This is a genomic window from Telluria sp. ZB4P37 (assembly GCF_059685855.1).
The window spans coordinates 363120-376512 of sequence record NZ_JCASID010000003.1 but is presented as its reverse complement, the minus strand read 5'-3'; the positions used below and the strand labels follow the sequence as shown (position 1 = coordinate 376512).

At 65.1% G+C, this 13393-nt stretch carries 18 protein-coding genes; 6 read left to right on the top strand and 12 right to left on the bottom strand.

Features of this window, described 5'->3' with window-relative positions; translation table 11 throughout:
• Positions 1-236 precede the first annotated feature (236 nt).
• On the top strand, positions 237-401 hold the full coding sequence (locus tag AC56K1_RS09035; RefSeq protein ID WP_497157508.1) for a helix-turn-helix transcriptional regulator: 165 nt from the start codon (positions 237-239) through the stop codon (positions 399-401).
• Positions 402-487: 86 nt separating this feature from the next.
• Positions 488-778, top strand: coding sequence for an excisionase (locus tag AC56K1_RS09030; RefSeq protein ID WP_497157507.1), 291 nt, complete (start codon positions 488-490; stop codon positions 776-778).
• A gap of 673 nt (positions 779-1451) precedes the next feature.
• On the opposite strand, the gene AC56K1_RS09025 is transcribed toward AC56K1_RS09030, so the two are convergent.
• Complete coding sequence (locus AC56K1_RS09025; protein WP_497157506.1) at positions 1452-1952, bottom strand: glycoside hydrolase family 24 protein; 501 nt, start codon at positions 1950-1952, stop codon at positions 1452-1454.
• 109 nt (positions 1953-2061) lie between these two features.
• Positions 2062-2226: a hypothetical protein gene (locus AC56K1_RS09020; RefSeq protein ID WP_497157505.1), complete on the bottom strand. Its 165-nt coding sequence runs from the start codon at positions 2224-2226 to the stop codon at positions 2062-2064.
• A 230-nt stretch (positions 2227-2456) separates the two neighbouring features.
• Between AC56K1_RS09020 and AC56K1_RS09015 the strand changes: the two genes are divergently transcribed.
• From AC56K1_RS09015 to AC56K1_RS09005, 3 genes are read left to right on the top strand one after another with little or no spacing between them, the layout of a single operon-like run.
• Complete coding sequence (locus tag AC56K1_RS09015) at positions 2457-2651, top strand: LacI family DNA-binding transcriptional regulator (protein WP_497157551.1); 195 nt, start codon at positions 2457-2459, stop codon at positions 2649-2651.
• Positions 2648-2803, top strand: coding sequence for a hypothetical protein (locus tag AC56K1_RS09010; RefSeq protein WP_497157504.1), 156 nt, complete (start codon positions 2648-2650; stop codon positions 2801-2803). Before AC56K1_RS09015 ends, AC56K1_RS09010 begins: the two co-directional genes overlap by 4 nt.
• Before the next feature lie 33 nt (positions 2804-2836).
• Complete coding sequence (locus AC56K1_RS09005) at positions 2837-3043, top strand: hypothetical protein (RefSeq protein WP_497157503.1); 207 nt, start codon at positions 2837-2839, stop codon at positions 3041-3043.
• Between the two features lie 173 nt (positions 3044-3216).
• Here the strand turns inward: AC56K1_RS09005 and AC56K1_RS09000 are convergent, their stop codons facing one another.
• Positions 3217-3927 carry a SapC family protein gene (locus AC56K1_RS09000; protein WP_497157502.1) on the bottom strand — a complete coding sequence of 237 codons (711 nt, stop codon included), beginning with the start codon at positions 3925-3927 and terminating at the stop codon, positions 3217-3219.
• A 25-nt stretch (positions 3928-3952) separates the two neighbouring features.
• Positions 3953-4132 carry a hypothetical protein gene (locus tag AC56K1_RS08995; protein WP_497157501.1) on the bottom strand — a complete coding sequence of 60 codons (180 nt, stop codon included), beginning with the start codon at positions 4130-4132 and terminating at the stop codon, positions 3953-3955.
• Positions 4133-4640: 508 nt separating this feature from the next.
• On the opposite strand from AC56K1_RS08995, the gene AC56K1_RS08990 reads away from it, so the two are divergent.
• Complete coding sequence (locus tag AC56K1_RS08990; RefSeq protein ID WP_497157500.1) at positions 4641-5408, top strand: GIN domain-containing protein; 768 nt, start codon at positions 4641-4643, stop codon at positions 5406-5408.
• 25 nt (positions 5409-5433) lie between these two features.
• On the opposite strand, the gene AC56K1_RS08985 is transcribed toward AC56K1_RS08990, so the two are convergent.
• The 8 genes from AC56K1_RS08985 to AC56K1_RS08950 form a co-directional block, all read right to left on the bottom strand.
• The gene (locus AC56K1_RS08985; protein WP_497157499.1) at positions 5434-5757 is read right to left on the bottom strand and encodes a BON domain-containing protein; all 324 of its coding nucleotides are present in this window, start codon (positions 5755-5757) and stop codon (positions 5434-5436) included.
• Positions 5758-5849: 92 nt separating this feature from the next.
• Positions 5850-6944, bottom strand: coding sequence for a tetratricopeptide repeat protein (locus AC56K1_RS08980; protein ID WP_497157498.1), 1095 nt, complete (start codon positions 6942-6944; stop codon positions 5850-5852).
• Between the two features lie 17 nt (positions 6945-6961).
• Positions 6962-7903 (bottom strand): type II secretion system F family protein, encoded by a 942-nt coding sequence (locus AC56K1_RS08975; protein ID WP_497157497.1) that lies wholly within the window; start codon positions 7901-7903, stop codon positions 6962-6964.
• 7 nt (positions 7904-7910) lie between these two features.
• Positions 7911-8888, bottom strand: coding sequence for a type II secretion system F family protein (locus AC56K1_RS08970; RefSeq protein ID WP_497157496.1), 978 nt, complete (start codon positions 8886-8888; stop codon positions 7911-7913).
• 10 nt (positions 8889-8898) lie between these two features.
• Complete coding sequence (locus AC56K1_RS08965; RefSeq protein ID WP_497157495.1) at positions 8899-10245, bottom strand: TadA family conjugal transfer-associated ATPase; 1347 nt, start codon at positions 10243-10245, stop codon at positions 8899-8901.
• Positions 10246-10283: 38 nt separating this feature from the next.
• Complete coding sequence (locus AC56K1_RS08960) at positions 10284-11459, bottom strand: CpaE/TadZ family protein (protein WP_497157494.1); 1176 nt, start codon at positions 11457-11459, stop codon at positions 10284-10286.
• A 48-nt stretch (positions 11460-11507) separates the two neighbouring features.
• Complete coding sequence (locus tag AC56K1_RS08955) at positions 11508-11786, bottom strand: hypothetical protein (RefSeq protein WP_497157493.1); 279 nt, start codon at positions 11784-11786, stop codon at positions 11508-11510.
• Between the two features lie 9 nt (positions 11787-11795).
• Complete coding sequence (locus AC56K1_RS08950; protein ID WP_497157492.1) at positions 11796-13388, bottom strand: type II and III secretion system protein family protein; 1593 nt, start codon at positions 13386-13388, stop codon at positions 11796-11798.
• Between the last annotated feature and the right edge of the window lie 5 nt (positions 13389-13393).

Below are 13393 nucleotides of genomic sequence, written 5' to 3'. Positions count from 1 at the left end.
TCAGCTTGAACGGTAACGCTTAAATAGCACTCAAAAACGTTCAGTTATGGCCGGCCGTCAATCATGCAAATATATGATTTTAATGAAAATTCACGATTAAAAGCGTTTAGAAACAATAAGGTCTATGATTGCCGGTAGCTCTTCCATAAACCGCGGGAAAGGGCTGTGGCACCACCTACGAAGCTTGACTCCAAGGAGGTACTGACTATGGGATATCAGACTAAGCCCTAGACCGCGTGATCTGGCGCCGGGAGATCCAGGAAGCAGCCCACGTATCGAGCGAGACGATCCGGCGCTGGATGCGGGATGGCAAGCTGCCGGTGCCCGATGTGAACCTGTCCTTCCGCACGAAGGGGTGGCGGGAGTCTACGCTGCGCGCGGCCGGCATCAATCTGTTCTGACTCGGAAAGAGCGGGCATCGAATGCCTGGCTTAGGCTGCGCAAAGGGGTCGCATCTGCTCGAACTAGAGCCGCTTAGGAGAAACGCATGCCGAAGAAGTCACTCGCCGAGAGGGAATCGCTGGCCGACTGGGCGCGAAAGAGCCAGGGCACGCCACCAGCCAAGCATCCCAGGTCCATGTGCTTGGCGCCCGAGGATCTGGCAAAGCATCCCCGCTATCTGCCGGTCACGGTCTGGGTTGAGCTTCTACTCGGTGAGCACAAGCCACACTACAACACGGTCCTCAGGTGGGTGCACGAGGGCTTCATCCATCCTCAACCCATCAAGATCGGGCGGATCTGGTGCGTCCAGAAGGATGCGCGGTACATCCCTGACTAGCATCTCTGCACTCTCCTTAAGATGATCACACCCTACTACCTGCAGCAGTGTTCTTGCCGTAGAGAGCGCATTTACTGTATGGGCATACAGTATTATCTCGGCATGGGCTTTAAAGAACCTTTGACGACAGGCCAGCTCCGCGAGATCCAGCTATTTCTCTCTAATGCAACGCAAATCAACAACGATGGATGTTCTAGTTTGATGATTTGTAATCATCAGGTGGCCAGTTCGAAACCGGCAGCCGGCACCAGCATCCTCAAACATTGAGCCCAGCCTTTTGGCTGGGCTTTTTGCTATTTCCCTTCAGCGGACATCGCCCTTGTCGTTTGCGGTCGGCAGCAATCCGATCCAGGGTTTGCCTTACAGTGTCGATTCACATCCTGGCGCGCCGGCCACACGGGCGCGTCGTGAAGCCCTCCAGATGAGGCCAAGCAAATGCATACTGCACAGCAAGGCTCCCCCCACGCGCAGCGCGGACGAACAGGGAGGCTGCTGCAACCAGCAGCAGCCATAACAACGCGGTGCGGGTATGAGCAATATTCGCAGCCGGAAGCTCCAGCTGGGGATATGGAGGTGGACACGGTGGCGGGCGCGCTGTTCTTGCCGGCGGCGCATTCCACGCCAAAGCGCGGAGGATTGGGTCATGGCGTCGACTTCCCGCAGTGATCAAGGCTTAAACGTGGCCGCCAGCGTTCAGGTAGACCGACACGAAGCGCTCGAAGTTCAGATACCGTTGGTGCGGATAATGGTTCGGCTGACCCGGTCCCTTCGGCAGGGCCGCCCAGGTCCGGGCCACCTTCGGCATCACGGCGGCAACCTGGCCCTCCTTGATTTGCTCGATCACACCCAGACTGCGCAGAATCTCGACCGCAATCAGGTCCTGGGTGCGCGGCGAAAAATCTGTCAGGCCTAACTTGCCGCCATGATGCTCCCAAGTAGGCTTGGTGATCTGGTACATTCCCGCCGCCGTGGTCTTGCCATCGAAACCCGGCCCCGGGTGCGTCGAGGTGTCGGTAAAGCGCCAGCGGTCGTTTCTACGTCCCTTTAACGCGCCATACTTGAAGTCATATCCGCCCCCCTCCGCCACAGCGATTGCCTTCATGAAGGCAGCGACGTTGGGGTGTGATAAATACGCCTCGTTCTCTGCAAGACGATTATTCATGCGCAAGTTCATGACGCCTCCTCATACGATGCTGCCCGACGGCAGACCTCAAACTCATCTTAGAAAACGGTTCGGGTGAACCGTTGAGAAAGCGCAGAAGCACGCGGCAGTTCGATCATCGTCATGGAAATGGAACAACCAGCTTGCGGTCGAGCAAAGCTGTTCGTCCAGGAAATGCTTGTATGTCGGCCAGCAAAACTGCGCCAAAATTCATGATTGCAATATTGATTGCACCACGATTTTGCCCGATGCCATAGTCGCCCAAAGCTGATGGTAAGGTTTCCAAGTTACCAAAAATAATCGCGCAACCGGAGACACGATGTCCACAGTACGCACTTTGACGGCAGCCGGCACATGGCCGCCGTTCGCTGGCAACCGGGCAGGCGGTACGCTTCGCGATCGATGCAGCGCGCGTCTCGCTGTTCGACCCGGCCACCGGAAAGCGCGTCTGAAGGCAGATGCCAGTGCTCCACGAATACAGTATGCTTCAGTGTTTTTCGAATAAGCGTTTAGGCAATAAGGCTCGTCATTGGCAACATCAAGGACGTAGCGCGTCTCGCCGGGGCCGGTCTCGGCACCGCCTCGCGCGTGGTCAGCGGCAAGGGCTCGGTCTCCCCGGCCACGCTCGAACGCGTGCGCAAGCGATCGACGAGCTCGGGTTCCGCCCCTCGCATGCGGCGCGCGCCCTGCTGTCCGGCACCAGCCGGATGATCGGCGTCTACATCCCGGTCCTGAACGGTATCTTCTACACCCCGATCCTGCAGATCATCGACACCGAGCTGCGCGCCGCCGGCCTGCACATGGTGGTTGCCTTCGGCGTCGGCCTGGGCGATGCGCGGCGCCAGGCGATGGAAGGCATCTAGTTCCTGATTGAACGCGGCTGCGATGGCTTGATCATGATGACCAGCGCGCTCAGCGACGGGGACCTGGCCACCCTCGGCGCCAAACGGCGCCAGCTGGTGGCGCTGAACCACGAAATCACCGGCATCCCGGAGCAGTGCTTCACGGTCGACCACACGCTAGGCGGCCGGATGGCTGCGCGCACCCTGCTCGAGCATATCTCGGGCGTGTCGAGCACGGCGGTGACGGCGGCGTCGCGGTAGAAGCGGCGCAGGCAGGCGTCGGCCGCCCCAGCCGATTCGCGCGCGGCGGCCACCATCGGCCACGTTGCGACCAGACCGCGCAGCACCAGGGGTCGGTGGCCTCGAGGATGTCCGGGCCAAGGTCGCGCTGGCTCAAGCCGGCGACCTCGCGGATTGCTCAGGCTGCGGGCAGCTTAGCCTTTGGCAGCATTGCGTGCATTTTTGCGCTCGATCAGCGCGCGGAAGTTCGACAGCGACGCCAGCTGGAAGAAGATCGCGGCCAGGTAGCCCTGCTTGTGCAGGCTGTCCAGCGCCGCCGCATCAAGTTTGTTCAGGTTTTCTTCGTGGATGGTGGAGAAGCCGGTCATGCGGTGCTGCGAGCCGTCGTTGAGCTGCACATCGAGCGCAAACGATTCGAGCAGGTCGTGCTTCACCAGCGCCTCGACGAAGGCGGTATTCGACTGCAGGCCCTCATGCACGGTGACCAGCATCGAATTGATGTTCTCGAGGTAGGGCGTCATGCCGCCATGCTCCAGGAAGATCGGCTCGCCCTCGGTCTTGCTGATGCGCGGGCTGTCGATGTCAATGTGGATCATCAGCTCGTCGCCGTGCTTGCCGATCAGGAAAGGCAGGCGCTCCACCAGAAGCGGGATGGTGGTGGCGTCCCAGCCGCTCTCGGTCAGGAACAGGTTTTCGTCGTTCTCGAAGCCAAACAGGGCGACCGGCTCGAAGGGCTGGTCTTCGGCGGATTTGGTAAAGACGATTGGGTAATGCGCCTGCAGCAGGCGGAACTCGCCGGCGAAGGTTTGTACATAAGGGTGGCTGTCGCCCAGGTCGCGGCCATGACGGGTGATCACGCGCAGGTCTTTGTGTTCGATGTTATTGAGCAGTACAGGGTTTGCCATTACGGTGTCTCTTTATCGGTTGTCGTTAATGCTTGTGCAGCCCATGGCGCAGGATGTGCGCGATGAGCGTGCGGTTATCGGGCAGCGCAGGCAGCATCTTGCGCGTCAGGTCGGCCGCCTGGCGGAAGAATGCATCCGCCATCTCGCCATTGCCTTCGCCGGCGCGGTCACGCCGCACTAGGCCCGGCTCAGGGAGAAATCCCATCCCGTACAAAATATACTGGTAACTCGCCGCCGGGAACACCTCCTGGATGAGATTAAAGTCGTAGCGTGAGGGCGGAGGGTGCGTCCACAGCGCCAGCAAGTGGTGCAGGCGGCCCGGAATCGTATCGGCGCGGCGGTTGTCCCGCAGTAGCCGGTGGGGTTACTGGCCCCCTCGCGGCGGCTCAGGACATAGTGCAGCATGAGGAAATCGATCACCCGCTCCCAACGTTAGGTGAAGGTCTCGTTGAACATCGGGGGGGCAAGGGGGGCTTGCCCTTGGGCCGCGCGCTCGGCAAAGGCCGGCAATGCGCGCTGGATCGATAAAGTGAGGTGATTGCAGAGTCGCTGTCATGAAACGATACAGGCAGTTGCCCTGGAACTGCCCGCGGCCGTCATTCACCGTTTTTTACACTCCAGACCGCGGAATGCGCAGTTCATCGCAATCGCTCCGGGAGCATGCCGCTTGCGTCTTATAGTGGTCCCATCGACATCCCATCCGGAGAACAAGCATGAAACAATTCTTGAGCGCCGCGGCCGTGGCCGCCACCTTCGCCCTGCTTGCCAGCCCTGCCCTTGCCGACGAGGTCGTGCGCGAAACCCGCAACATCGATGCCAGGGTGACGAAGGTAAAACTGGGCGGCGTCGTCGATCTCGTGCTGCGTCAGGGCGCTACCCCTTCGCTGGTGGTGTCGGGCGACCGCCGCTACGTGCAGCGCATTACGACGTCCCAGCGCGGCGATACGCTGGAAATCGGTACCGAATCGTTCAATTCCCGCGACGGCAACCGGCACGAGAAACTGCGCGCCGAGCTGACCGTGCCGAACCTGAGCGAGTTCGCCTCGCAGGGCGTGGGGGCATCGACCGTCACCGGCTTCTCCGGTGATGCGTTGAAGGTGGCGCTCGATGGCGCCGGCTCGGTGACGATGAGCAGCAACTACCGCACGATCGATGCTCGCCTTGGCGGCGTGGGCGGCCTGACCCTCAACGGCGTGCGCGCCGAGCGCCTCGACCTGAACCTGCGCGGCGCCGGACGCATCAGCGTCACCGGCGAAAGCAAGCTGCTGCACGCCAAGCTGGCAGGCGTCGGCAGCCTCGAGGCGCAGGGACTGCGCGCCGACACGGTCGACCTCGACATGAGCGGACTGGGTGGCGCGACCGTGCACGCGAGCCGTGCCGCCGATGTCGACCTGAGCGGCATGGGCTCTGCGACCGTCTACGGCAGCCCGTCGACCCGCAAGGTCAATACCAGCGGCATGGGCAGGGTGGCCTGGAAATAAGCCGGCGCGTGCGCGGTGCGTGCCGCTAGCGCCGTGTGTCTTTGGGGACCATGGCGTTGCGCACTTCTTTCACGCCCGGTACGGCGCGCGCAATCTGTGCCGCTTTCACGGCGCTCTCCGGTGATTCGATGAAGCCGCTGAGCTGCACGGTCCCCTTGAAGGTCTCGACCTGTACTTCGGTTGCCTTGACCTCCGGGTCGGCAGCGAAAGCGGCCTTGACGCGGCTGGTGATAACGGCATCGTCGATGTATTCGCCGGTGCCCTGGCGCGTGCTGGTCGGCGCGCAGGCGGTGAGTGCCGCGAGCAAGAGGCCGGCGAGGATGAAGTGGCGACGGTAGGAAAGGTTCATGGCGGGCTCCCAAGAGAAGTCGAATCAATTCATTCTCCCGGGCGCCGCATCCCTGCGTTTGATGCTGAGCAAACGTGCAACCGGACCTTTTTTCAACCAGGATTGTTCGCTGCCAGCACCGGTGCGGCTTCCCCGGACGGGACCGCCGGCTTCAGGGCATAGCCGCGGCGCGCAATGTCGCGCCCGATGATCACGCGCAGGCCCGCAGGCGCGCAGTTGGCCACCTCTTGCAGGGAGACGGCGCCGAACCGGGCCGCCAGCCGCTCAGCCAGCGCGCGGTTCGCTGTGTCGTACTCGATGCGCGTGCTGGGCACGCCGAAGCCCGGTGCGTTCGACAGGCGTGTCACCTTCCATTCGGCCGTGCCGAGCTGGCGTGCCAGCGTGCGCGCCATCCCCTGCACACCATTGCCGTTGCGTATTTCAACCGTGACCGGGGCGAGGTCCCCCGGCGCCGCGGGTAGCGGAGCCGGCAGCGGGCCGGGCAGCGGCAACGACGCCGGGCCGCGCCGCAACTCCAGCATGCCATTGGCGCCCACGTGCAATTGCACCTGGCTCCAGCCCGGTTCCTCGCGGGTGGGCGATTTGACGGCGCGGTCGATCGCCGCGACGCTGCTCTGGCTGCCGGCGGCGGCATAGTCCTTCTGGAAATCATGGGTACGCAAGGCATCGGCCTGGCTCAGCATTTGCCGGGCACGCTCTTCCTGGCCGAGCTTGCGCAGGGTTTCGCCCAGCAGCTGCCAGGAGCGGTGGTTCAGCGGATCGAGCAGGCAGGCTTTTTCGAGCGTGACCAGTGCCTTGTCGTAGTCCCCGTTCAGGAAGTAGGCGTGGCCGAGGTTGCCGAACAGGTAAGCCTTGCCGGGACCGGAGGCCAGCGTCAGCGAGTCGGTCAGCGCGCGCCACAGCGTGATCGCGACGGCGAATTCGCGTTGCTCGGCATGCAGGGTCGCCAGCCCGTTGCGGGCGTCGACATGCTGCGGCAAGACCTTCAGCACCGCCTGGTAGGCCGCACGGGCGTCGTCGTAGCGGCGCGCCAGGTGATGATTGCGGCCCGCCAGGTAGCTCTCGTCGGCCGCCGACACGGCGACGGCGAAGTCAATGCCGCCGCGGCCGGAAAACGGCGCGCATGCGAGCAGGCTGGAAGCCGCGCACAGCAGCGACAGGCGGGTAAACAAGGTAGGGATTCGCATCACAGGCTCCTTCGTACTCATTGCACGCCAGGGAGCGCACCCAGGGCACGCCCGATCTGCATCGCGGCGGGGCCGAGCAGCACCATCAGCAGCGTCGGGAAAATACAGAAAATCAGGGGGAACAGCAGCTTCAGGCCGATCTTGGCGGCGCACTCCTCGGCCAGCACGCGCCGTTTGTGGCGCAGGTTATCGGAGTGAACGCGCAACGCGTCGCCCACGCTGGTGCCGAAGCGCTCGGACTGGATCAGCATCGCCACCAGCGTGTCCACGTCCTCGACGCCCGAGCGCAGGGCGAAGTTGCGCAATGCCTTTTCCTTGCTGAAGCCGGCCCGCATCTCCATCAGCACGAGCTGCAGTTCCTGCGCCAGCACGGCGCTCTTGATGTGGATTTCGCTGGCCACCTTGACCATCGCCCGCTCCAGGCTCAAGCCGGCTTCGACGCAGACCGTGAGCAGGTCGAGCGCATCGGGGACGGTCTCGAAAATCTCGCGGCTGCGGCGCGCCACGGTCCGCCCCAGCACGATGTTCGGCAGGTAGTAGCCGAGCGAAGCAGCCGCCAGCAGCAGCGCCAGCAGGTGCCCGCTGGGCAGCGCGCTGCCGTAGATGAAGGCAAAGGGCGCCGCCAGCGCCGGCAGCAGCAGCGCCAGCCCGGTCTTCGAGGCAAAGTACAGGGTCGGCGCGGCGGGGTTGCGCCATCCCGCATTCATGAAGCGGGTGCGCAGGGTGGATTTTTCCCAGCCTTCGTCCGGGATCGACAGCCTGGTCAGGGGCTTGGCGACGCTGGCGACGCGTTCGATCCAGCCGCCGCCGGCATCGAGCTGGCCGGGGACCGCGCTGCCGAGGAAGCGGCTCAAGCGCTCGCGCAGGGCCAGCGGCGCGAACAGCACCAGGCCAAGCCGGGCCAGGCCGCAGACGACGCACAGGACGAGGAGCAGGAAGGTCAGCTGGGATGACGTCATGTTAACCTCAGATGCGGATACGGATGATCTTGCGCAGCCAGATGACCCCGAAGGCGATCATGCCCAGGCCGTACCAGAGCAAGCGCACGCCTTGCGGGTCGGTCCAGAGCATGCTGACGTACTGGGGGCTCGATACCGCCATCATGCCCACCACGCCGAACGGCAGCAGGCCGAGGATCCAGGCCGACATCCGCCCTTCGGCCGACAGCACGCGCACGTGCGCCACCAGCTTCAGGCGGGCGCGGATGATCTGGCTGATGTTCCCCAGGATTTCTGCCAGGTTGCCGCCGGACTCGCGCTGGATCAGCACTGCGATGATCAGGTAGCGCAGGTCGGTCAGCGGGATCCGTGCGGCCATCCCGTGCAGCGCCTCATTCATCGGCACGCCGTAGTTGATTTCCTCGCGGGCGATGCGGAATTCGCCGCTAAGCGGCTCGGGCAGCTCGGTGCCGACGATCTGCAGCACGTTGGTGAAGGAATGGCCGGCGCGCAGGGCGCGCGCGATGAAGTCGGCCGCCTCGGGCAGCTGCTGCTCGATGCGGATCAGGCGGCGCTGGCGCGCACGGCGCAGCAGGAACCAGGGCAGGTTCAACCCGAGCACGGCCAGGAACACGCGCGCCGGCGCCGACAGGGGCCATCCGAGCGACAGCAGCCCGAGCGCAGCCATGCAGCCGAACGACCAGGCCAGGAACTGCCCTACCGTCGTCCTCGATCCGGCCTGCACCAGCAGGGCGTCGATCCGGTGCGCCAGCGAAAAGCCGTGCAGCAGCCGGTCGAAGGCGGCGTTGCGGCTGTATGGCCGCTGCTTGAGGATCGAGATCCGCTCGCCGCTGCGTCCCGCGGAGCCGGACATGAGCTGCAGCCGGCGGGCCACCCGGCGCGCCGCCGCGCCATAGGTACCCACCCACCACAGGTAACTGGCTTCGATCGCAAGGATCACCGCCGCGAACAGGAATACCGCAAAAGCATAGAACACCGCGTCCATGCATCCTCCCTTAATCGAACGTCCGGTCCGGATCGAAGGCGTTGTCCGGTACCGGGACGCCATACATCTTCAAGCGGTCAGCAAAGCGCGGGCGCACCCCGGTCGCGCTGAAGCGGCCCAGCACCTTGCCGTCGGTATCGACGCCGCTCCGCTCGAAGTGGAAAATCTCCTGCATCGAGATGATCTCGCCTTCCATGCCCGTGATTTCCTGCAGGCTGACCACCTTGCGCGTGCCGTCGGTCAGGCGCGACGCCTGCACCACCACCGTCACCGCCGACACGATCTGCTGGCGGATCGCGCGCGCGGTCAGGTTCACGCCGGCCATGCTGACCATGTTTTCCAGCCGCGACAGCGCGTCGCGCGGGGTGTTCGAGTGGATCGTCGCCAGCGAACCTTCGTGGCCGGTGTTCATCGCCTGCAGCATGTCGAGCGCTTCGGCACCGCGCACCTCGCCCAAGATGATGCGGTCGGGGCGCATGCGCAGCGCATTGCGCACCAGGGCGCGCTGGGTCACCTCGCCCTTGCCTTCGATGTTGGGCGGGCGCGTCTCCAGGCGTACCACGTGCGGCTGGCGCAACTGCAGCTCGGCGGCGTCTTCGATCGTCACCACCCGCTCGCTGGCCGGGATGAAACCCGAAATGAGGTTGAGCAGCGTGGTCTTGCCGCTGCCGGTGCCGCCCGAGATCAGGATGTTCACCTTGGCCGCGCCCAAGGCTTGCAGCACGTCGATCATCGGCTGCGTCAGGCTCTTGTAGTCGAGCAGGTTCTGCACCGACAGCGGGGTATTGCCGAAGCGGCGGATCGACAGCAGCGGCCCGTCCACCGCCAACGGCGGGATGATCGCATTCACGCGCGAGCCGTCCGGCAGGCGCGCATCGACCATCGGGCTCGATTCGTCCACGCGCCGGCCCACGCGCGAGACGATCTTCTCAATGATCTTCATCAGGTGGGCGTTGTCATGGAAGGTGATGTCGGTCAGTTCGAGGCGGCCGCGCCGCTCCACATACACCTTGCTGGCCGTGTTGACCAGGATGTCCGAGACGGTCGGGTCGTTCAGCAGCGGCTCGAGCGGGCCGAAGCCGAGCATCTCGTGCTGGATGTCGAGCACCAGGTTGTGGCGCTCGTGCTGGTTCAGCACAATGCGCTCTTCCTCGATGATGCGCTGGATCAGCAGCGCCAGCTCGTGCTTGAACTGCTCGGCCGTGAGGCGCTTGAGGCGCTCGAGATCGATGCGGTCCAGGATCATCTGGTGCATGGACTTCTTGAGGTCCTGGTAGGCCTGATTGGACGTGTCCGGAAGGACCACGCCCGACTGGCGTTCCGGGGTGGAGGTCGCGAGACGTTCTCGTAGGGACATGGGATGCTCCGTGGTATCCGTGGTATCCGTGGTTGCGTTCAGTCGTCGGAATCGCCGCGCCCGAACAGGCGGTCGAACAGGCCCTTGCTTTCCTGGACGCGGCGGGTGGTTACGAGTTCGACCATGTCGGCCAGGCTGCGCGCGGCGGCGCTCGAGCGCGACAGCTGCAGCACCGGCACGCCCTGGTTGACCGAATCGGTCACGGCGACGTAATCGTTGGGGAAGGTATGCACGACTTCGCACCCCAGCGCCCCATGCAGGTCCTGCAGGCGCAGCTTGCCGCCCTTTTCATAGCGGTTCACGATCAGGCGGATGTTGTCGAGCACGTAGCCGAGCGAGCGGAAGATATCGAGCAGCCGGCGCGCATCGCGGATGTCGGGCAGCGCCAGCTGCAGCACCGGATAAATGGTGTCGGTGACGTCGAGCGCGCGCAGCGACACCGCGTCGATCTGGCGCCCGACGTCGAGCAGCACGTAATCGTAGTGCTGGCGCGCCACGCGCAGGATGGTGTCGATGTGTTCCGGCTTGGCTTCCTTGGCATGGCCCGGATCGTCGGCAGCGGCCAGCACGCCGAAGCCGGGCGTGACGTGGACCACGCAGTTTTCCAGGAAGGGGCCGTCGATGCGGGCGATCTGCGCGCACACGTCCGACAGGGTCATGGTCGGCTTCTGGTCGGAGACATACAGCGCGGCGTCGCCGAACTGGCCATGCAGGTCGATCAGCAGCACCTTCTTGGCGGCGAGCGTGGCCAGCGCATAGCCGAAATTGCTCGAGATGAAGGTGGCGCCGCTGCCGCCCTTGCAGGCGATGAAGGCCAGCACCTTGCCGTCGCGCATGGCGGAAACGCCGGCGGCGGCCGAAATCCGGTCCATCGACTCGTGGAAGGCGCGGTGCACCAGGGGCAGCTGCAGCACTTCGCGCACGCCCGCGCGCATGGCGCGGATCAGGAGCTCGGGCTGGTTCTGGTCGGTCAGCAGCATCAGGTGCGATTCGGGATACTGGCGGCCAAGGCGCTCGAGCAGCGCCACTTCGGACGGCTCGGTATCGGTGGCGTCGACGATGACCAGCTGCGGACTGTCGGCCTCGGGCCGGTCCAACGCCTCGCGCATGCTGGCGCGGATGGCGCCGAGGTTCAGCGGCGGCACACGCGCAGCGCCCTGGGAGGCTATTTCCGCGTAAAGCTGGCTGTCGCGGCTGATGAGTAGCGCTTTCATGGCGGGCCTCGTGGCGGACACATTCGGATCAGGATCGGATGGAGGTGCTCATCGCGCGCCGCCGGCATTGATGACCAGCGTCGGCGCCTGCGCTTCCGGCTGCGCGAAACTGCGCTGGTAGCGGTCGTGCGCGCCCTTGGCCGCGCGGCCGTCGATGCCGGTGGCCGGGTACTTGTTGGCCGAGGCGCCCGGGTCGATCACCTGGGCGGCCAGGTTGTTGCGCGTGGCGCTGCCGAAGTAGTGGTCCCACTGCGGCGTGGTCTGCGCGCAGCCCTGCAGGCAGGCGCCCAGCAGGACCACTGCGGTGAGTCGGATCGTCGTCGTCACGATAAGCTCCTATTTGAGTTCGAAGCCGCCGGCGGTGTGCGCGGCGGGCTGCGCGGCCGGCGGGGTGGAGGCGGCAGCGGTGATCGTGGCCGGCGCCTCGCCTTCGAGCCGTCCGCCGAGCAGCACGCCCGCGCGTGTCGGCACGCCGACCTTGTCGGTCGGCAGTGAGTAGCTGGCGCCCGGCATCGGCTTGACCAGCCGCGCCGTGATCACGAACACCAGTTCGGTGCGGTCCTGCTGGTAGTCGGTGCTGCGGAACAGCGCGCCCAGGATCGGCACTTCGCCCAGCATCGGCAGGCCTTTCAGGTTGGCCACCAGGTTGTTCCGGACCAGCCCACCGATGGCGAAGCTCTGGCCGTCGTACAGCTGCACCGTGGTGCTGGCGCGGCGCGTGGTGATCAAGGGCAGGATCGCGGTGCCGGAAATGCCTGCGGCCGAGACGCCGATGCCTTCGCGCGACAGTTCGGACACTTCCGGCGCCACCTTCAGGTTGATGCGCCCGCCGGCCAGCACGGTCGGGGTGAAGCGCAGGCCGACGCCGAACTCCTTTTCCTCGAGCACGATCTTCTTGTCGTCCTGGGCGACCGGGATGAAGAACTTGCCGCCCGCGAGGAAGGTGCCTTCCTGGCCGCTGATGGCGAGCACGTTCGGTTCGGCCAGCACGCGCACCAGGCTGTCCTGCTTGTCGGCATCCACTCCCAGCCGGTTGCCGTTGCTCTTGACCGCGTCCAGGCCAGCCTGGGCGCGGCCGGTCAGGAAGTTCGACACCAGGGTCGTGGTCCAGCTGCCGGAACCGAAGCGGAAGGCGGTGTTGGCTTCGAGCCGTTCCAGCAGTGTCTTCGACACCTCGGCGATCTTCACTTCGAGCTGCACCTGCTGCGGCGCGCTGACATTGAGGAGATTGACCACGCGGGCCGCATTGGACGCTCCCCCACTGCTGTTGCCGCTGCTGCCGAGGCCGACCACGCCGCCGGTATCGTTTTCCGCGACAGTCAGCTGGCGCAGCGGGCGCCGCACGTAGGCGCCGGCCAGCTCCAGCGCGCGCGCGATCGCGCCGGCGTCGCTGACGGTGCCAGTCAATACCAGCGAGTCGGCGGCGGACATCACCCGGATGTCCTTTTCGTCGGGCATGGCGGCGGCGAGCGTGGCCTGCAGCGCGGCCGGGTCCATCGCGACCACGATGTCGACCACGCTGCACAACCCGCTTTTGCCCTGGACGATCATGTTGGTGGTGCCCACGTCGACGCCGGCGATGTACAGCGTGTCCGGCGCCACCAGCATCGCCTGCACGATGGCGGGGTTGCCGACGCTGCGGTGGGCGACCTTCTCGGGCAGGCGCAGCATGGTCGACTTGCCCATGTGGAGCGTCAGGTTGGCGGGGCGGGCAGCTTCGCCACGGCAACCGGCCGCAGGCTGGGACCGCGCTTCCGGCGTTCTGGCCGGAGCCGCGGCTGCAGCCTTGACGGGGGCCGCGGCGTCGGGTTTAGCCGGGGCCGGGGCTGCGGCTGCAGCTTTGGCAGGCGCGGGGGCGGCGTGGGCCGGCACGATGGCAGCCAGCGCCAGGCTGGCTGCGAGCTGTGCAACATTGTGGCGTCTGTTCATGGCAT

What these genes read in the sequence shown, in the direction of transcription:
- AC56K1_RS09030 (WP_497157507.1), top strand. Translation starts at nt 488, where the DNA reads ATGCCGAAGAAGTCACTCGCCGAGAGGGAATCGCTGGCCGACTGGGCG.
- AC56K1_RS09025 (WP_497157506.1), bottom strand. Translation starts at nt 1,952, where the DNA reads ATGAACTTGCGCATGAATAATCGTCTTGCAGAGAACGAGGCGTATTTA.
- AC56K1_RS09010 (WP_497157504.1), top strand. Translation starts at nt 2,648, where the DNA reads ATGATCGGCGTCTACATCCCGGTCCTGAACGGTATCTTCTACACCCCG.
- AC56K1_RS09005 (WP_497157503.1), top strand. Translation starts at nt 2,837, where the DNA reads ATGATGACCAGCGCGCTCAGCGACGGGGACCTGGCCACCCTCGGCGCC.
- AC56K1_RS09000 (WP_497157502.1), bottom strand. Translation starts at nt 3,927, where the DNA reads ATGGCAAACCCTGTACTGCTCAATAACATCGAACACAAAGACCTGCGC.
- AC56K1_RS08995 (WP_497157501.1), bottom strand. Translation starts at nt 4,132, where the DNA reads ATGGGATTTCTCCCTGAGCCGGGCCTAGTGCGGCGTGACCGCGCCGGC.
- AC56K1_RS08990 (WP_497157500.1), top strand. Translation starts at nt 4,641, where the DNA reads ATGAAACAATTCTTGAGCGCCGCGGCCGTGGCCGCCACCTTCGCCCTG.
- AC56K1_RS08985 (WP_497157499.1), bottom strand. Translation starts at nt 5,757, where the DNA reads ATGAACCTTTCCTACCGTCGCCACTTCATCCTCGCCGGCCTCTTGCTC.
- AC56K1_RS08980 (WP_497157498.1), bottom strand. Translation starts at nt 6,944, where the DNA reads ATGCGAATCCCTACCTTGTTTACCCGCCTGTCGCTGCTGTGCGCGGCT.
- AC56K1_RS08975 (WP_497157497.1), bottom strand. Translation starts at nt 7,903, where the DNA reads ATGACGTCATCCCAGCTGACCTTCCTGCTCCTCGTCCTGTGCGTCGTC.
- AC56K1_RS08970 (WP_497157496.1), bottom strand. Translation starts at nt 8,888, where the DNA reads ATGGACGCGGTGTTCTATGCTTTTGCGGTATTCCTGTTCGCGGCGGTG.
- AC56K1_RS08965 (WP_497157495.1), bottom strand. Translation starts at nt 10,245, where the DNA reads ATGTCCCTACGAGAACGTCTCGCGACCTCCACCCCGGAACGCCAGTCG.
- AC56K1_RS08960 (WP_497157494.1), bottom strand. Translation starts at nt 11,459, where the DNA reads ATGAAAGCGCTACTCATCAGCCGCGACAGCCAGCTTTACGCGGAAATA.
- AC56K1_RS08950 (WP_497157492.1), bottom strand. Translation starts at nt 13,388, where the DNA reads ATGAACAGACGCCACAATGTTGCACAGCTCGCAGCCAGCCTGGCGCTG.